General features: G+C 66.0%; 17 protein-coding genes and 1 tRNA gene. 11 read left to right on the forward strand and 7 right to left on the reverse strand.

From position 1 onward, the window contains the following. Positions 1-78 precede the first annotated feature (78 nt). From QW881_RS31215 to panE, 3 genes are all read left to right on the forward strand, one after another. Positions 79-687, forward strand: a complete 609-nt coding sequence (locus QW881_RS31215; protein ID WP_315758714.1) for a 2-hydroxychromene-2-carboxylate isomerase — start codon at positions 79-81, stop codon at positions 685-687. Between the two features lie 108 nt (positions 688-795). Then, positions 796-1,533 carry an SDR family oxidoreductase gene (locus tag QW881_RS31220; RefSeq protein WP_315758713.1) on the forward strand — a complete coding sequence of 246 codons (738 nt, stop codon included), beginning with the start codon at positions 796-798 and terminating at the stop codon, positions 1,531-1,533. 116 nt (positions 1,534-1,649) lie between these two features. Beyond that, positions 1,650-2,573, forward strand: coding sequence for a 2-dehydropantoate 2-reductase (gene panE / locus QW881_RS31225; RefSeq protein WP_315758711.1), 924 nt, complete (start codon positions 1,650-1,652; stop codon positions 2,571-2,573). Between the two features lie 250 nt (positions 2,574-2,823). Here panE and QW881_RS31230 read toward each other — a convergent pair whose 3' ends face one another. Both QW881_RS31230 and QW881_RS31235 read right to left on the reverse strand, forming a co-directional pair. Further along, on the reverse strand, positions 2,824-3,405 hold the full coding sequence (locus tag QW881_RS31230) for a c-type cytochrome (protein WP_315758709.1): 582 nt from the start codon (positions 3,403-3,405) through the stop codon (positions 2,824-2,826). Positions 3,406-3,584: 179 nt separating this feature from the next. Then, positions 3,585-4,862: a PQQ-dependent sugar dehydrogenase gene (locus QW881_RS31235; RefSeq protein WP_315758708.1), complete on the reverse strand. Its 1,278-nt coding sequence runs from the start codon at positions 4,860-4,862 to the stop codon at positions 3,585-3,587. A gap of 340 nt (positions 4,863-5,202) precedes the next feature. On the opposite strand from QW881_RS31235, the gene QW881_RS31240 reads away from it, so the two are divergent. The 3 genes from QW881_RS31240 (at position 5,203) to QW881_RS31250 (ending at position 9,501) form a co-directional block, all read left to right on the forward strand. Next, on the forward strand, positions 5,203-6,549 hold the full coding sequence (locus tag QW881_RS31240) for an amidase (RefSeq protein ID WP_315758707.1): 1,347 nt from the start codon (positions 5,203-5,205) through the stop codon (positions 6,547-6,549). Between the two features lie 96 nt (positions 6,550-6,645). After that, on the forward strand, positions 6,646-7,950 hold the full coding sequence (gene pncB, locus QW881_RS31245; RefSeq protein ID WP_315758706.1) for a nicotinate phosphoribosyltransferase: 1,305 nt from the start codon (positions 6,646-6,648) through the stop codon (positions 7,948-7,950). 117 nt (positions 7,951-8,067) lie between these two features. Next, positions 8,068-9,501, forward strand: a complete 1,434-nt coding sequence (locus QW881_RS31250; RefSeq protein WP_315758705.1) for a caspase domain-containing protein — start codon at positions 8,068-8,070, stop codon at positions 9,499-9,501. A gap of 37 nt (positions 9,502-9,538) precedes the next feature. On the opposite strand, the gene QW881_RS31255 is transcribed toward QW881_RS31250, so the two are convergent. Next, positions 9,539-9,613 (reverse strand) — tRNA-Gly (locus tag QW881_RS31255). 288 nt (positions 9,614-9,901) lie between these two features. On the opposite strand from QW881_RS31255, the gene trxA reads away from it, so the two are divergent. Both trxA and QW881_RS31265 read left to right on the forward strand, forming a co-directional pair. Then, the gene (gene trxA, locus QW881_RS31260) at positions 9,902-10,822 is read left to right on the forward strand and encodes a thioredoxin (protein WP_315758704.1); all 921 of its coding nucleotides are present in this window, start codon (positions 9,902-9,904) and stop codon (positions 10,820-10,822) included. A gap of 48 nt (positions 10,823-10,870) precedes the next feature. Next, positions 10,871-11,545, forward strand: coding sequence for an LON peptidase substrate-binding domain-containing protein (locus QW881_RS31265; RefSeq protein ID WP_315715855.1), 675 nt, complete (start codon positions 10,871-10,873; stop codon positions 11,543-11,545). On the opposite strand, the gene QW881_RS31270 is transcribed toward QW881_RS31265, so the two are convergent. From QW881_RS31270 to QW881_RS31280, 3 genes are all read right to left on the reverse strand, one after another. Further along, complete coding sequence (locus QW881_RS31270) at positions 11,546-12,376, reverse strand: FTR1 family protein (protein WP_315758703.1); 831 nt, start codon at positions 12,374-12,376, stop codon at positions 11,546-11,548. 11 nt (positions 12,377-12,387) lie between these two features. Continuing rightward, positions 12,388-12,735, reverse strand: a complete 348-nt coding sequence (locus tag QW881_RS31275) for a cupredoxin domain-containing protein (protein ID WP_315758702.1) — start codon at positions 12,733-12,735, stop codon at positions 12,388-12,390. A gap of 295 nt (positions 12,736-13,030) precedes the next feature. Beyond that, positions 13,031-13,381, reverse strand: coding sequence for a hypothetical protein (locus tag QW881_RS31280; protein ID WP_315758701.1), 351 nt, complete (start codon positions 13,379-13,381; stop codon positions 13,031-13,033). A gap of 92 nt (positions 13,382-13,473) precedes the next feature. Here QW881_RS31280 and QW881_RS31285 point away from each other — a divergent pair, with 92 nt between their 5' ends. From QW881_RS31285 to QW881_RS31295, 3 genes are read left to right on the forward strand one after another with little or no spacing between them, the layout of a single operon-like run. Further along, complete coding sequence (locus QW881_RS31285) at positions 13,474-14,016, forward strand: TetR/AcrR family transcriptional regulator (RefSeq protein WP_315758700.1); 543 nt, start codon at positions 13,474-13,476, stop codon at positions 14,014-14,016. A gap of 56 nt (positions 14,017-14,072) precedes the next feature. Continuing rightward, on the forward strand, positions 14,073-14,270 hold the full coding sequence (locus tag QW881_RS31290) for a Trm112 family protein (protein WP_006613415.1): 198 nt from the start codon (positions 14,073-14,075) through the stop codon (positions 14,268-14,270). Between the two features lie 3 nt (positions 14,271-14,273). Beyond that, complete coding sequence (locus QW881_RS31295; RefSeq protein ID WP_315758699.1) at positions 14,274-15,203, forward strand: alpha/beta hydrolase; 930 nt, start codon at positions 14,274-14,276, stop codon at positions 15,201-15,203. Positions 15,204-15,206: 3 nt separating this feature from the next. Here the strand turns inward: QW881_RS31295 and QW881_RS31300 are convergent, their stop codons facing one another. Continuing rightward, on the reverse strand, positions 15,207-16,427 hold the full coding sequence (locus QW881_RS31300; protein ID WP_315758698.1) for a ubiquinone biosynthesis hydroxylase: 1,221 nt from the start codon (positions 16,425-16,427) through the stop codon (positions 15,207-15,209). Positions 16,428-16,464: the final 37 nt, after the last annotated feature.

Consider the following 16,464-nt stretch of genomic DNA (forward strand, 5'->3'; position numbering starts at 1 on the left):
GGAATATGATGACCGTCATAAAACCCTGGACGGAGCTGCTGCGCTGGACCACAATGTGAAAAACCGAGGAGACCGCCCATGAGCCGTCCTGCGCCAGAATTCATGTTCGACTTCGGCAGTCCCAACGCCTATCTGAGCCATGAGGCGATCCCGGCGATCGTGAAGCGGATTGGCGTCCAGTTCTACTATGTCCCGGTGCTGCTCGGCGGCATCTTCAAGGCGACCAACAACAAGTCACCGGCCGAGTCACTCGCCGGCATCAGGAACAAGCGTGAATTCCACGAGGTCGAGACCCAGCGCTTCCTCAAGCGCTACCAGGTGCAGCCCTGGGTCTGGAACCCGTACTTCCCGGTGAATACATTGAACCTGATGCGCGCGGCGATCGCGGCCCAGCTCGAGGGCGTGTTCGAGGCCTATGTCGACGCGGCGTTCCACCACATGTGGCGCGAGCCGAAGAAGATGGACGATCCCGAGATCGCGATCGCCGCGATCACATTGTCCGGGCTCGACGGGGCCAAGCTGTTCGCCCGCGCCCAGGAGCCCGAGGTCAAGGCGAAGCTCGTGGAGAACACCCAGCGCGCGGTGGAGCGCGGCGCGTTCGGCTCGCCGACCTTTTTCGTCGGCAATGAGATGTTCTTCGGCAAGGAGCAGCTGCGCGACGTCGAGGAATATATCCTGGGCAAGTGATCGCCGTCATCGCGAGCGCAGCAACGCGATCCCGCCGCAAAGCAAGGCTGGATTGCTTCGTCGCTTCGCTCCTCGCAATGAGGCTGGAGTGAGATCGGGAGAGCAAGCATGCAACAGCGCAACGCTACCGTCGCGGTCGTCGGGGCCGGCGACTACATCGGCGCCGAGATCGTCAAGAAATTCGTGTCCGAAGGCTTCACGGTGTTCGCCGGCCGGCGCAATGGCGAGAAGCTCGCGCCGCTGGTCACGGAGGTCGAGGCCGCTGGCGGGCGGATCGTGGCGCGCTCGCTCGATGCCCGCAAGGAGGACGAGACCACCGCCTTCCTCAACGACGCCGACAGGCATGCGCCGCTCGAGGTCGTGATCTTCAATGTCGGCGCCAACGTCAATTTCCCGATCCTCGAGACGACGGACCGCGTGTTCCGCAAGGTCTGGGAGATGGCGTGCTGGGCCGGCTTCGTCACCGGGCGCGAGGCCGCCCGGCTGATGCTGCCCCGCGGCGGCGGCAAGATCTTCTTCACCGGCGCGACCGCCTCGCTGCGCGGCGGCTCCGGCTATGCCGCCTTCGCTTCGGCCAAGTTCGGCCTGCGCGCGGTGGCGCAGGCGATGGCGCGCGAACTGATGCCGCAGAACATCCATGTCGCCCACCTGATCATCGATTCCGGCGTCGATACCGCCTGGGTGCGCGAGCGCCGCGCCCAACTCTGGGGCAAGGAGGCGCTGGACAATCCCGACCTGCTGATGCCGCCGGCCTCGGTCGCGGGTGCCTATTGGCAGCTCTACCAGCAGCCGAAGAGCGCGTGGACCTTCGAGATGGAGATCCGTCCGTTTGGCGAGAAATGGTGAGAAGCGATGGCGAATAGGGAGTAGCGAGTAGGGCATGGTGGCCATCCCCATTCGCTACTCGCCATTCGCTATTCGCTCCTGCATGATGAGACCTCGGTGAGAGAGAGGACCTGCCCATGCGTATTCTCGTCGTCGGCGCCGGCGCCATCGGCGGCTATTTCGGCGGCCGGCTGCTGCAGTCCGGCGCCGATGTCACCTTCATGGTCCGCCCGCGCCGCGCGGCTGAACTCGCCAGTGCCGGCCTCGTGATCCGCAGTCCGACCGGTGACGTCACCCTCCCCAATCCGCCGACCGTACAGGCGGACACTCTGAAGCAGCACTTCGACGTCGTCCTGCTGAGCTGCAAGGCCTACGACCTCGATGACGCGATCACCTCGTTCGCGCCGGCCGTGGGTCCGAACACCGCGATCATCCCGCTGCTCAACGGCATGAAGCATCTCGACGTGCTCGACGCCAGGTTCGGGCGCGCGCGCGTGCTCGGCGGGCTCTGCGCCATCGCCGCGACCCTGAACGAGCAGCGCGAGGTCGTGCAGTTGCAGCCGATGCAATCGCTGAGCTTCGGCGAGCGCGACGGCGGATCGTCAGACCGCGTCCGCGCGATCTTCGAGATTTTCCAGCGCGGGAATTTCAATGCGTCGGCCAGCGACCACGTCATGCAGGACATGTGGGAGAAGTGGGTGTTCCTGTCCTCGCTCGCTGCATCGACCACATTGATGCGTGCGCCGGTCGGCGTGATCCTGACCGCGCCGGGCGGCAAGGATTTCCTGCTCGGCATGCTCGACGAATGCAGCGCCACCGCTGCGGCCGCAGGCTACCCCCCAGCCGGCGCGTTCTTCCAGCGCGTCTCCGGCATGCTCACCGCGGAGGGATCACCGATGACCGCCTCGATGTTCCGCGATCTCAGCGCCGGCCTGCCGGTCGAGGCCGATCACGTCATCGGCGATCTCGTCGCCCGCGCCGATGCCGCCAAGGTCCCGGTGCCGCGCCTGCGCATATCCTACACGCAGCTGAAGGTGTACGAGGCTCAGCGGCAAAGTTGACCGCAGTGGCCGGATAATCAGGCGATTTAGGTTGATCAGGCATAGTCCCGCGGCAAGTACAGGTGTCATCCCTGCGAACGCAGGGACCCATACTCCGCGGCCGCGGTGAGGCAGGCAACTCGCAGCGAAGTCCCTCGATGGACTCCGCGGTATGGGTCCCGGATCGGCGCCCGCCAACGCTTCGCGTCGGCAGGCTTGTCCGGGACGACAGCTGTGGGTGTGGCGCGAGACCCCATCCCATCACCAGCAACTACAGATGCGCCAGATAATGCGCCAGCGCCGTGATCTCTTCGTCGCTTAGCGGATAGGCAACATCGGTCATCGCGGCCTGGCTGCCGCCGACGCGCTGGCCGGACTTGTAGTCGTGCAGCGCCTTGACGAGATATTCCTCGCGCTGGCCGGCGAGCCGCGCCACGCCCTTGGTGCCGGCATAGCTGTCGAGATGGCATGAGGCACAGCGCCGGCCGGCGGCGGCTTGCGCGCCTTTGGCCGACAGATCCGGATCGTTGTCCGGCGGCGCCTTGGCCGGCTGCAGCGAGGCGAAATAGGCGCCGAGGTTGCGGATGTCCTCGTTGGTGAGCTGATCGATGATCGGCTTCATCGCCTCGTTCTTGCGCGTGCCGGCGCGGAAGAACACGAGCTGCCACTGGATGAACTGATCCTGCTGGCCGGCGAGCGAAGGAATATTCTCGGTCTGCGAGATGCCGTTCTCGCCGTGGCAGCCGGCGCAGAGCTCGGCCTTGGCCTTGCCCGCTTCGACATCGGCGGCGTCAGCCGGAGGCGCCGCAAGCATGAGCATGAGCATCAGCGCGGCGGCCATCACCTGGTGCATTCTGGAGGTCCCTGGATTCATCGCAGGCGTCCTCACTCCCATCATTGCTTTGGCGCGCGGACGATGCCCGAAACCCGCGACCGGGTGCGGCACGTCGTCCTCGATCAACGCGCGACATTCAAAATAGTTGGGGCTGCGGCCACCGTAAGGCAGCGCGCAGCCCCGCTTTCACGACGAGCTCATTTCTTCTCGTAGCTGATGCGATAGATCGCGCCGGCCCAGTCGTCCGCCACCAGGATCGAGCCGTCCTTGGCGAGGATGATGTCGTCGGGGCGGCCGAGATAGCCCTGGTCGCCCTCGAGCCAGCCGGAGGCGAACACCTCCTGCTTGGCGTCCTTGCCGTCGGGGCCGACGATGACGCGCATGATCCGTGCGCCCTGGTACTTGTGCCGGTTCCAGGAGCCGTGCTCGGCGATCAGGATGTTGTTCTTGTACTCCGCCGGGAACTGGTCGCCGGTGTAGAACTTCATGCCGAGCGGCGCCACGTGCGGACCGAGGTTCAGCACTGGCGGTGTGAACTCCGAGCACTTGTGACCCATCGCGAATTTCGGATCCGGCAGGTCACCCTGGTGGCAATAGGGATAGCCGAAATGCTCGCCGATCTTCGAGATCATGTTGAGCTTGTCGCTCGGCAGATCGTCGCTGACCCAGTCGCGCGCATTCTCGGTGAACCAATATTTGCCGGTGCGCGGGTCGACGTCGCCGCCGACGCTGTTACGGACGCCGAGCGCATAGATCTCGGCATTGCCGGTGCGCGGATCGACTCGGCGGATCTGCGCGACTGACGTCGGCGGGATGCCGATGTTGAAGGGCGGTCCAAACGGGATATAGAACCAGCCTTCCTTGTCGACCGCGATGTATTTCCAGCCATGCGCCGCATAGGACGGCATGTCGTCGTAGACGACCTTGCCCTGGCCGAGATGGTCGAGACTGGCTTCGGCATTCTCGTATTTGATCAGCTTGTCGACCGCGATCACGTAAAGATTGCCATCCTGGAAGGCGAGGCCGGTCGGCATGTTCAGGCCCTTGAGGACCGTCTTGACCTCGCGTTTGCCGCCCTTGTCGGTGATGGCATAGACGTTGCCGAGCCCGAACGAGCCGACGAACAGCGTGCCCTTGTCGCCCCAGGCCATCTGCCGCGCGGCGAGCACGCCCGAGGCCCAGACCTCCATCTTGAAGCCGTCCGGCAGCTTCACCTGCTTGACGATCTTCGCGAGCTCGGCATCGGACGCGCCGGTCGGCGGGCCTGACGGCGGCGCCAGCCCCTTCTGCGCCTCGGTCTCGTCGCCGAGGAACCAGTCGTCCGGCGGATGCGTCCAGAACTCCTTGGTGCCGGATTCGTATTTCTTCAGGCCCTTCCCCTGATCGGATTGCTGCTGCGCGCCGGCGATGCTGGTGCCGGCGAGGAGACCTATTGTTGCAAGCGCAAGAATGCTTCGGTGAAAAGCCGATGTCATCGCTTCACTCCCATGAGGCAGCTCATGTGGCTGCGTCTACTTATCGGAACGTATCTGAAGACGTCCTTTGGCCGACCACATCAGTGGTCCTGCTCGAAAATGGTAGCACATCCTGAGCGGGTGAGAAGCGGATTGCTGCCAGGTTCGCGCGTGTCCGTGCGCGTGCCTGGGCCGCATCGGCGATTGTCCGCCACGCGGCACGGGCCTGCCGCCATGCGCTGTATTCATATGCACCGATCGGCCGGACGATTGGCGTGTGCTTGAACAGCCGATAGGATCGGAACAACACGCTGCGGCCGTTCACCGCCCGGCAACGAGATCAAGTCGACAGGATCGATGAATGTCCGAGCGTTTCCCTGTGTCCACACCGAAGGCCGGTGCCGGCGTCCTCGACTTGCTGCGGCGGTTCGCAGCCGACCCCGCAGCGGCCATCGCCTATGGTGAAGAATGCCTGAAGAAGACGCAGGCGATCGAACCGCAGCTGAAAGCATTCGAATATCTGCCGCGGGATGTCGCTCCAAAAACCGGCCCGCTCGGTGGAATTCCCGTCGCCGTCAAGGACATCATCGCCACCTCGGACATGCCGACCACCAACGGCTCGCAGATCTATCGCGATCACGTGCCGGATGCGGACGCCTGGGTGGTCGAACGGCTGCGCAATCTCGGCGCAACCATCTTCGGCAAGACGGTCTCCACCGAATTCGCCTGGCGTCATCCCGGTCCGACCGTCAATCCATGGAACCCCGAGCACACACCGGGCGGCTCATCGTCCGGATCAGCCGCCGCGGTTGCGGCCGGCCTCGTGCCGCTGGCACTGGGAACACAGACACTCGGCTCGGTGATCCGACCGGCGGCCTTCAACGGCGTCGTCGGCTTCAAGCCGAGCTTCGGCGCGATTCCACGCGGCGGCGTGCATCCGCTTAGCACGTCGCTCGACCATGTCGGCTTCTTCGCGCGCCGCGTCGACGACGTGGCCTTCGCCCTCGCGTTGCTCGCCGGCACCAGCGCAGATGATCGCCACGGCCGGCCGCTGCCGGGCTTCACCGTCGACATCGACCAGGGCCTCACGCCGCTCCGCACGCCACGGCTCGCGGTGGTGCGCTTCGCCAAATGGGAGCGCGCCGAGGCGAAGCAGAAGACCGTATTCGAGTCCGTCATCGACAAGCTGCGCAGCGCCGGTGCGACGATCACCGAGGTCGAACTGAGAGAGCTCGACGCGGTGAACTGGCATGCGATCACCACGATCATGCTCAGCGAGGCGACCACGATCTTCTCCGATCTGATCGCGCGCCATCCCGACCGGGTCAGCGAGGTCATGAAGGGCCACGTCGAGAGCGGGCGAAGCAAGACGGCCATGGAATATCTCGCCGCGAAGGCGGCCCAGGCCCTAAGGCAGAAGGCGCTCGCCGCTGAGCTCGACGGCTTCGACGCAGTGCTCACCTTGCCGGCGTTCGGCGAAGCGCCGCGCGGCTTGGATTGGACCGGAGACGCCGAATATTGCGCGCCCTGGACCTTCGTCGGAGCGCCGGCAGTCTCCTTGCCGGCCGGGTTCGGCAACAACGGCCTGCCGCTGGGCGTACAGATCGCCGGCCCCTATCGCAACGACCTCCATGTGCTCCGCGTCGCGAAATGGGCCGAAGCGGTGCTGGCGTTCGACCCCGGCGTGCCGCTGCTGGCGCGCAAATAGCCGCCACGAACCCCGAGCAAGGATACCGCTGCGCCACGAGGGCCTCCTGCGACAAGCCCAGTGGCGGGTTTGCGGCCAGCGCTGTAAAACGATCACATGACAGTCACAGACATCGCGAGCAGAACCTATAATCACGGTTGGCGCCTCGATCCGATCGTGCGCAGCCTGCTCGACACCGATTTTTACAAGTTGTTGATGCTGCAGATGATTCGGGAGTTCTACCCGAGTCAGCAGGTGACCTTCTCGGTCATCAACCGGACCCGGCGGGTGCGGCTCGGCGACGTCATCGACGAAGGCGAATTGCGCGCCCAGCTCGATCACGCCCGCACCATCCGCTTCGCCAAGAAGGAGCTGATCTGGCTGGCCGGCAACACCTTCTACGGCAAGACCCACATGTTCTCGCCGGAGTTCATCGCCTGGCTCGCCAATTTCCGCCTGCCCGAATACGAGCTGCGCAAGTCGGAGGGCCAGTACGAGCTGCATTTCCACGGACCCTGGACCCACACCACGATGTGGGAGATCCCGGCGCTCGCGATCGTCAACGAGCTGCGCTCGCGCCAGGCCATGAAGGGCCAGGGCCGGTTCGCACTCGACGTGCTGTTCGCCCGCGCCAAGGCCAAGCTGTGGGCCAAAGTGGAGCGGCTGCGCAAGCTCGAGGGGCTGCGGCTGTCGGATTTCGGCACCCGCCGCCGCCACGGCTTCCTGTGGCAGCGCTGGTGCGTCGAGGCCGTCAAGGAAGGTCTCGGCTCGTCGTTCACCGGCACCTCCAACGTGCTGCTGGCGATGGACAACGACCTCGAGGCCATCGGCACCAACGCGCATGAGCTGCCGATGGTCGCGGCGGCGCTTGCCAAGGACGATGACGAGTTGCGCTTCGCGCCGTATCGCATTCTCGACCAGTGGCGGCAGACCTACGCAGGCAACCTCCTGATCGCGCTGCCCGACGCATTCGGCACCAAGGCCTTCCTGCGCGACGCACCCGACTGGGTCGCCGACTGGACCGGCTTCCGTCCCGACAGCGCGCCGCCGATCCAGGCCGGCGAGGAGATCATCGCCTGGTGGAAATCGAAGGGGCGCGATCCCAAGCAGAAGCTGCTCGTGTTCTCCGACGCGATGGACGTCGAATCGATCGAGCAGCTCCATCATCGATTCTCCGATCAGGTGCGGCTGTCGTTCGGCTGGGGCACCAACCTGACCAACGATTTCGTCGGCTGCTCGCCGGACGGCTCGGTCGACCTCGATCCGATCTCGCTGGTCTGCAAGGTGACGTCGGCAGACGGGCATCCCGCCGTGAAGCTGTCCGACAACCCGGAGAAGGCGACCGGCGATCCCGCCGAGATCGCCCGTTATCTCCGCGTGTTCGGCGATGCCGGCCGGGTGCGCACGCCGGTGGTCGTCTAGGCCGCCGACAGCCCACGGCGATTTCTCTTTCCTGCCACGTTTCTTGTTCCTGTTTTGTTCGAAATGCGGTAAAATCGTCGCACAAGCGCGCAGATCGGGTGACAGGAGATCGTTGGCATGCGTCGGGTGATCGGCCGAGTTGGACAGCTACTATCTGCAACCATCCTTGTCGTCGGCGCGATCCTGATCTCGACCGGGCCCGCTGCTGCCGACAAGCGCGTGGCGCTGGTGATCGGCAACGCCATTCACGAGCGCGCGCCGCTGCTGGACGAGCCGGCGGCGGATGCCCGGCTGATCGCCGACAGCCTGTCGCGACTCGGCTTCACCCTGAGCGGCGGTGCCGCGCAGATCGACCTCGACAGGCGAGGCTTCGATCGCGCGCTTGCCGAGTTCAAGGGCAGGATCGCCGACGCCGACGTCGCGCTGATCTATTATGCCGGCTATGGGCTCAACCTGGGCGGCGCCGATTATCTCGTCCCGGTCGACGCGGCACCGGCGACAGCTGCGGATCTCAACACCGAGCTGCGCGACCTGACTGCGATTCTGCGCGAGCTGGGCGGATCGAGCCCCCGGCAGAACGTGATCATTCTCGACGCCTTCCGCTCCAATCCGTTCGCCGGGCGCGGCATCGCCGGTCTTGCCGCCGGCCTCGTCCCGGTCGACGTTTCCGCACGGACCGTGATCTCCTTTGCCGCACAGGCCGGGACGGCAGGACAGCGCGGCCCGGACGGCCACGGCGTGTTCGCCGCAGCCCTTGCAGAGGCGCTCCAGCAGCCTGGCCAACGTCTGATCGAGATCCTCAACCAGACCGACGCCGCGGTGGAGCGCGCCACCAGCGGAGCGCAGCGGCCGCTCGTGATGTTCACGTCGATCGACAGCGGCGCTCAACTGAGCGCCGCCGCCGCGAAGCCGACGCAGCCGGCCGGCCCTGACGCCGCCCGGAGCAGCGCTCCCGTTTCGAGCCCGACCGCCTCGTCCGACGCGGCAGATGCGCGGACGCCCGGACTTGCCGTGCTGTATGATGAGGATCTCTCCGACCCCAAGGGTAGGCGCTATTCCGGCTCGATCACCTGGCGGACCGAGACGGTCAAGAACGCACAATCAGGACAGCTCATGCCGGTGATCCGTGGCGAGATCGACATTCCCGAGCGCAAGCTGAAGGTCAGCCTGCAGTTGCGCCGCAACGACGATCCCAGCCTGCCGGCCAGCCATGTCGCCGAGCTCACATTCAGGCCCGCTGCCGACTTCGTCGGTGGCGGCATCAGCAGCGTCCCGGGAATGCTGATGAAGACGGATGAGAAGTCGCGCGGGACGCCGCTTGCCGGGCTTTCCGTCAAGATCACCGAAGGTTCGTTCCTGGTGGGCTTGTCCAACGTCGAGGCCGATCGCACGCGCAACGAGGAACTCCTCGCACGGCGCGAATGGTTCGACATCCCGGTCGTCTATGCGAACCAGCGCCGGGGCATCCTCGCCATCGGCAAAGGTCCCAGTGGAGATCGGGTATTCGCCGACGCGCTCGCGGCCTGGGACAAATCCCCGCCGACGAAATGATGAGGCATAAGGCGAGAGGAGAACGGAGCGGAATTTTTGGAGCGGGCGAAGGGGTTCGAACCCTCGACCCCGACCTTGGCAAGGTCGTGCTCTACCACTGAGCTACACCCGCATCCGTGACGCCTTGGCGGCGTGGCCGCCAGCGACGGGCAGACCTATGCCAAATGCCGCGGACGAATGCAACAGGTCTGCGACAGGTTTCGTACGCCGACGACGTTCAAATTTTTGCGGTCGGGGCCGGCCGAACCGGGCCCAAACCTGCCCATCACCGGGCCGCGATGGGCGCTGATTGAAATTTCCAGCTGGACCGCCACTTAAAGTGGGAGAAAACGTGTATTGAGGCGCGGCGGCGGCCGGTTCCCGGTCGCCGTCCATCGGAATTTTTCGGACGAGGGACCCCGTGACCATTGTTGAGCAGGGCGGCGGAGCGGCGCCGCAGGTGCCGGATCTGATCAAGGACACCACGACGCAGAGCTTCGTGAAGGACGTCATCGAGGAATCGAAGCGGCAGCCGGTCCTCATCGACTTCTGGGCGCCGTGGTGCGGACCGTGCAAGCAGCTGACGCCCATCCTGGAAAAGGCCGTCAAGGCCGCCAATGGCAAGGTCAAGCTGGTCAAGATGAACATCGACGAACATCCGGCCATCCCTGGCCAGATGGGCATCCAGTCGATTCCGGCCGTGATCGCGTTCGTCGGCGGACGGCCCGCCGACGGCTTCATGGGTGCCGTGCCCGAGAGCCAGGTCGCCGCCTTCATCGAAAAGATCACCAAGGGCGTTCCCGGCGTCGGCGAGCCCGACATCGCCGAAATCCTCAAGGAAGCCGAAGCCGTGCTGGCCGAGGGCGATGCGGCCAGCGCGGCCGAGATCTATGCCGAGGTGCTCGCGGTCGATGCCGCCAACATCCCGGCGATCGCCGGGCTTGCGAAGTGCCAGGTCGAGCTCGGCGCGATCGACGAGGCCAAGCAGACGCTTGCGATGGTCCCGGACTCCAAGCGCAGCGATTCGGCGGTCTCCGCCGTGCAGGCCGCGATCGATCTGGCAGAGCAGGCCCAGTCGCTCGGGCCGGTCGGCGAGCTCGAACAGAAGGTCGCCGCCAATCCGCTCGACCACCAGGCGCGTTTTGACCTGGCGATCGCACTGAACGCCGCGGGCAAGCGGAAGGAAGCCACCGACCAGCTGCTTGAGATCGTGAAGCGTGACCGCAAATGGAACGAGGACGGCGCGCGCAAGCAGCTCGTGCAGTTCTTCGAAGCCTGGGGCGGCGCCGACGAGGCCACTATCGAGGGCCGCAAGCGGCTGTCGACGATCCTGTTTTCGTAACCCGGCTGGACGGGACGCGCGCTCGTTCCAGCGGACACGAGGTATCGCATGCCGATCAATGCCGAATATCGCGGTCCCGCCGAGCTGCCGGAGATCGTTCCGGTGTTTCCATTGGCGGGAGCCTTGCTGCTGCCGCGCGGCCAAATGCCGCTCAACATTTTTGAGCCGCGCTATCTCGCGATGGTCGACGATGCGCTTCGCGACGGCCATCGGCTCATTGGCATGATCCAGCCCGACGTCACGCATTCCTCCAGCGAGGAGCGGCCGGTGCTGTTCAAGGTCGGCTGCGTCGGCCGGATCACGCAGCTCGCCGAGTCCGGCGATGGCCGCTACATCCTCGAGCTCACGGGCGTGTCCCGCTTCAAGGTGGTCGAGGAAATGACGGTGCTCACGCCCTATCGGCAGTGCAAGGTCGATTATTTCCCGTTCGTCGATGATTTCACGGCGCGCAAGGGTGAGGACGCGGTCGACCGCGAGGCGCTGCTCGCGGTGCTCACCGACTTCCTCAAGGCCAACAATCTCAAGGTCGACTGGGCCGGCATCGAAGCCGCGCCGAACGAAGCGCTCGTGAACGCGCTGGCGATGATGTCGCCCTACGGTCCGGCGGAGAAGCAGGCGATGCTCGAGGCGCCGGACCTCAAGACCCGCGCCGAAATCCTCATCGCCGTGACCGAGATGGATCTCGCCAAGAAGCGGACCTCGGGCGATCCGCCGCTGCAATGATCATTCGGCGGCGGCAGCACGCGGTGCTGGCGGCGCCGCCGTGAGACGCATCAGCGCGATGGTGGCGAGGATCACCCCGATGTAAACCGCGAGCTGCATCGCGGTGGGCTGATCCGTATAGCCGATCAGGGCCTTGAGGGTCCGTCCGGCGACGCCACGCTCGGGCAGAACTGCGCTCGAATCCCACACCACCTGGTCGAACGATGTCAGCCAGTTGGCGCGGGCGAGAAAGAACACTGCCTGCGCGGCCATTCCCGCCGACAACAGGGTGATCAGCACGGTGGTGGTCTTGAACAGCGCGCGCGGCGGGATACGCATCAGACCCAGATAGGTCGCGAGACAGACGGCGACGCCGAGCAGCAGGCCAAGGACGCCGCCACCGAGCAGCGCCCGCCCGCCGCCGTCACCGGAGGCCGCCACGCCATAGAGAAACAGCGCGACCTCGCTGCCCTCGCGCAACACGGCGATGGCGATCACGGTCGCCAGCGCGACCAGCGGCTTGGCGCCTTCGGCCACCGCTTGGCCCATCGTCCGCAACTCGTTGCTCATCTCGCGGCCGTGCCGGGCCATCCAGACATTGTGCCAGGTCAGCATGATCACGGCAGCCGACAGGACCCCTGCATTGAACAATTCCTGTCCCATGCCTTCGAATAGCTGAGTCAGCGTTCCCGCGAACGCCGCGACGATGCATGCGCCGACCAGGCCGGCAAACAGCCCCGCGCCGATCCAGCGCAGGCGATGCGGGACCGCGCTGGTGACGGCAAGCACGATGCCGACGATCAGGCCGGCTTCGAACACTTCGCGGAAGACGATGATCAGGGCGGCGAGCATGGGATCTGGACCTATTGGACGTTGACGAAGCCGCGGGCCTTTTCGTTGAAGTCGTTATAGAACTCGTACCGCCCGGACTTCATGGCGCGGACGTTGAGCACCGCCTCGCTGTTGGCCGCGATCACCTTCTCGACCTTCAGGGTCTCGCTCTCGAACTCGATGGCCTTGCTCTCCATGTTCTTGACGCGGATCGTCAGCGGCGCGTCGGCAGGAACGGTCGGCTCCTTGGGCTCGAATTGACCATTGGCATAGGTGAGGCAGATCTCGTTCGATCCCCCGGCGTGCGCCTGCGCTGCCATCAGCAGCATGCCGACGCTTCCACCTACGACGACCAACTTCCGCACCACGTCGACCAACATCGATCCGTCCCCTCTCCTATCCCGACAAGCAAATCGGAGAACGGTTACGCGCCCGGATCGATGTCGACGCCGGGCACCCGTTCGCGACGACGAACAGCTAAGCGGCTCGCCGCCGTGTCTGCAAAGAGACTCCTTCTAAGTTGGAACCATTCTTGGCGAATGTGTCGTGGCAGTGGCCTCGCGGTGAACGGAGTGCGGCCGAACGGCAGTTGAGGCGATGCAGCGGTTGCAAAGCGTCGCAATGCCGTGATCTCGCCGAGTTTGTGCCGCGGCGATGTCGACCGGATTCGCAGCGTCAGTAGCCGGCGATGGCGAGGAGGACCACGCCGGCGAGCATGATCCAGCCGAAATGCCGCGCGCGCGTCGCCAGCGCATTGGCGCCAGCAGCGAAGGTGAACACGACGATGACCGTGACCACCGTCCAATGCCGCGCCGACTCCGACGCCATTCGCGGGGCGGCCGCGAGCAGCACGCCACAGCCGATCCACGCCACCGTGCCGGTCTGCCAGATCAGCCGCAGCAGGGTTCGCAACCGCTCCGGCGAGATGGTGGCACGCGCGAACACCATCGTCTCGCCGAGCACGCCATGGATCACGGCGACGGTGATCGCCATCAGCCCCGCGGTTACGAGCAGCGCATCGCGCATGGCACAACCTCCATACAGTTATGTATGGAAGTTGCACGAAGCCCTGGCGGCCGTCAATACAGTTATGTATGGTCGCTCCTGATGGTGACGACATGACGGATCAGCTCTCCGCCGACGATTGGCTGACACAGGGATTGAAGGTGCTGGCCACCCGGGGCTTCACCGCGCTGAAGGCGGAGCCGCTGGCGAAAGCCATGGGCGTGTCGCGCGGCAGCTTCTACTGGCATTTCGCCGATGTGGCCGCGTTTCACGCCGCCCTCCTCAAAAAGTGGCGGGAGATTGCGGCCGAGCAGATCATCACCGGGGTGGAGGCGAGCGCCGGCGACCAGCCGGCCATTGCCGTGCTCCTCCGGCGCACGTTCACCGTCAAGCTCACCCTGGAGCGCGCCGTGCGCAGCTGGGCCGGATCCGACCCCGCCGCGCGCCAGGCCGTCCAGGCCATCGACAGACGCCGGCTCGGCTATGTCGAGAGCCTGCTTTCAGCCGAAGGACTGATGCCGGCGATCGCGCACGCACGCGCCCAGGTGCTGTACTGGGCCTTCCTCGGCCACGCGCTGTCGGATCGGCCGTTGCCGGCCCAGCAACTGGACACGGTCATCGACGAGCTGATCCGGATCGCCCTGCACAAGCCTTGAAGGACGACAACCAGGCGGACGATATGCTACAGAGGCGCCCGCCGGAGACCCTTGCCATGAACGCCCCGCTCGAACGCCCCGCCAATTCCGTCGATCCCAAGCTGCTCGAGATCCTGGTCTGCCCGATGACCAAGGGCCCGCTGGAATACGACGCGGCGAAGCAGGAGCTGGTCTCGCGGTCGGCGAAGCTCGCCTACCCGATCCGCGACGGCATCCCGATCATGCTGCCGGAGGAAGCGCGGAAGATCGACTGACCGATGCGGCCCGTCGTGATCCGCTGCGCACTCGCCGTGGCGCTGATGGCCCTCACCTCGGTGGTCTCGGCCGAGGAGAGCGCCGTCCGCATTGGCGCACTCGACGCCGTCTTGACCACGCCAGCGGGCGTCGAGCGCCCTCCGGTGGCGCTGCTGATCGCCGGCTCCGGGTCGACGGACCGGGACGGCAATGGGCCGCAGCTCAAGCCGGCGACCTTGAAGAAGCTCGCCGAGCAGCTCGCCGCCCAGGGCATCGCCAGCCTGCGTTACGACAAGCGCGGCGCGCGCGGCTGGAAGGCGGAGTTCGGCCGCCCGGAAGACTTCCGCTTCAAGGATTATGTCGGGGACGCCGCCGCGCTGGTCGACTTCCTGCGCGGCAAGTTCGCCCGGATCGTCCTGGTCGGCCACAGCGAGGGCGGCCTGGTCGCCATCCTCACCGCCCGTCGCACCCCGGTCGACCGTCTCGTCCTGCTCGCGTCGTCGGCGCGGCGGCAGGGCGACCTGTTGAAGGCGCAGCTCGAGAAGAAGCTGCCGGCCGCGAAGATGGAGCCGGTCGCCAAGGCGATCGATGCCATCATGGCCGGGCAGGTCGTGGACCCGCCACCGCCCGAACTGCCGATCGCGCCGAGCATGCAGCCCAGCATCGGCTCCGCCTTCGCCGAGGATCCGATCGATCCGCTCAAGCAGCTCTCGATCCCGATCCTGATCGTCGGCGGCGCTCGCGACCACCAGATCGCGCGCCTCGACATGGTCGCGCTCGCCGCCGCCGCACCGGCCGCCAAGTCGCTGTGGCTGCCGGAGATGAACCACGTTCTGGTCGACGTCGCCAACGAGGACGAGAACCTCGCCTCCTACAACGATCCGGGCCGCCCGCTCGACCCCGACATGATCGACGCCGTCGCCGGTTTCATCGCCGCCGCAGGCCCGCGCTGAGCCTCAAAGCGCCTCGCCCTTCAACAGCCTCGGCATCTCTCCGGTCAGGCCCGCGGCCTGCTTGATGAACAGCTCCTTCAAAGGCGGCGCGCGATCGACGATCCCAAGGCCGATGTCGCGCACGGCCCGCAACAGCGTCGATTTATTGGAGAACAGGAAGTTCAGCGAGTTGGTGGCAACGCCCATCGCCATCGTGTCGAAGCGGCGCCAGCGCTGATAGCGCTCGAGGACATCGACCTGCCCCGGATCGATTCCCATTCTTGCCGCATCGACCACGACCTCGGCCAGTGCAGCGACGTCCTTCAGCCCCATGTTGAGCCCCTGCCCCGCGATGGGGTGGATCACATGGGCGGCGTCGCCGACCAGCGCCAGCCGCGGCGCGATGAACGAGCGGGCGACGAAGTAGGACAGCGGGAACGCGCGCGGCTGGTCAAGCACCTTCAACTCGCCGAGATGCAGGCCGGCGCGCTTCTCCAGCTCGGCCTGGAATTCATCCGCGCTGAGCGCGACGAGGCGCTTCGCCTCGGCGCGCCGCTCGGTCCACACCAGCGAGGAGCGCTTGCCGGTCAGCGGCAGGATCGCGAATGGTCCGGGCGGAAGGAAATGCTCCTCGGCGCGGCCGCCATGGTCGCGCTCGTGACCGATGGTCACGACGATGCCGGACTGGTCATAGTCCCAGCCATGGGTCTGGATGCCCGCGCGCTCGCGCAGCTTCGAACGCGCGCCGTCAGCGGCAACCAGCAGGCTCGCCTCGAGCTGGCTGCCGTCGCCCAGAGTCACCGCGATGCCGTCGGCCCGCGTCGCAAAGCCGGTCACCGGCATCGCCTTGAGCTCGACGCCTGCGGCCTCCGCATGCCGGACCAGCGCGTCGATCAAGAGCCGGTTCTCGACCATGTGCGCGAACGGCTCGCCGGCCTCGACCTGGCCCGCAAAGGTCAGGAACGCCGGGCGGATCGCATCCTCGGGCTTGGAGTCGGTGATGACCATGTCGAGGATCGGCTGCGCGTCGGGCGCGACATCGGCCCAGACCCCGATCGCGTCAAACAGCTTGCGGCAGGCCGCGACGATGGCGCTGGCGCGCGGATCGCGGCTCGGCCGGTTGGCGAGCGCCGGATCGGCCACGATCACCGGCACCTCGGGCCCAAGCCCCTGACGGAGCGCCAACGCCAGCGCCAGGCCGGCAAACGCCCCGCCACAAATGACAATGCTTCGCTGTGTCGTCATGCCGCCCTGCTCACGGTTACTCTTGCGAGTGGAGTAT

Origin of the sequence: Bradyrhizobium sp. SZCCHNS3016, assembly GCF_032484535.1 — a bacterium.
Lineage (GTDB): Bacteria > Pseudomonadota > Alphaproteobacteria > Rhizobiales > Xanthobacteraceae > Bradyrhizobium.

Coding starts and splice junctions, on each gene's coding strand:
- QW881_RS31215 (WP_315758714.1), top strand. CDS start 79: ATGAGCCGTCCTGCGCCAGAATTCATGTTCGACTTCGGCAGTCCCAAC.
- QW881_RS31220 (WP_315758713.1), top strand. CDS start 796: ATGCAACAGCGCAACGCTACCGTCGCGGTCGTCGGGGCCGGCGACTAC.
- panE (WP_315758711.1), top strand. CDS start 1,650: ATGCGTATTCTCGTCGTCGGCGCCGGCGCCATCGGCGGCTATTTCGGC.
- QW881_RS31230 (WP_315758709.1), bottom strand. CDS start 3,405: ATGCACCAGGTGATGGCCGCCGCGCTGATGCTCATGCTCATGCTTGCG.
- QW881_RS31235 (WP_315758708.1), bottom strand. CDS start 4,862: ATGACATCGGCTTTTCACCGAAGCATTCTTGCGCTTGCAACAATAGGT.
- QW881_RS31240 (WP_315758707.1), top strand. CDS start 5,203: ATGTCCGAGCGTTTCCCTGTGTCCACACCGAAGGCCGGTGCCGGCGTC.
- pncB (WP_315758706.1), top strand. CDS start 6,646: ATGACAGTCACAGACATCGCGAGCAGAACCTATAATCACGGTTGGCGC.
- QW881_RS31250 (WP_315758705.1), top strand. CDS start 8,068: ATGCGTCGGGTGATCGGCCGAGTTGGACAGCTACTATCTGCAACCATC.
- QW881_RS31265 (WP_315715855.1), top strand. CDS start 10,871: ATGCCGATCAATGCCGAATATCGCGGTCCCGCCGAGCTGCCGGAGATC.
- QW881_RS31270 (WP_315758703.1), bottom strand. CDS start 12,376: ATGCTCGCCGCCCTGATCATCGTCTTCCGCGAAGTGTTCGAAGCCGGC.
- QW881_RS31275 (WP_315758702.1), bottom strand. CDS start 12,735: ATGTTGGTCGACGTGGTGCGGAAGTTGGTCGTCGTAGGTGGAAGCGTC.
- QW881_RS31280 (WP_315758701.1), bottom strand. CDS start 13,381: ATGCGCGATGCGCTGCTCGTAACCGCGGGGCTGATGGCGATCACCGTC.
- QW881_RS31285 (WP_315758700.1), top strand. CDS start 13,474: ATGACGGATCAGCTCTCCGCCGACGATTGGCTGACACAGGGATTGAAG.
- QW881_RS31290 (WP_006613415.1), top strand. CDS start 14,073: ATGAACGCCCCGCTCGAACGCCCCGCCAATTCCGTCGATCCCAAGCTG.
- QW881_RS31295 (WP_315758699.1), top strand. CDS start 14,274: ATGCGGCCCGTCGTGATCCGCTGCGCACTCGCCGTGGCGCTGATGGCC.
- QW881_RS31300 (WP_315758698.1), bottom strand. CDS start 16,427: ATGACGACACAGCGAAGCATTGTCATTTGTGGCGGGGCGTTTGCCGGC.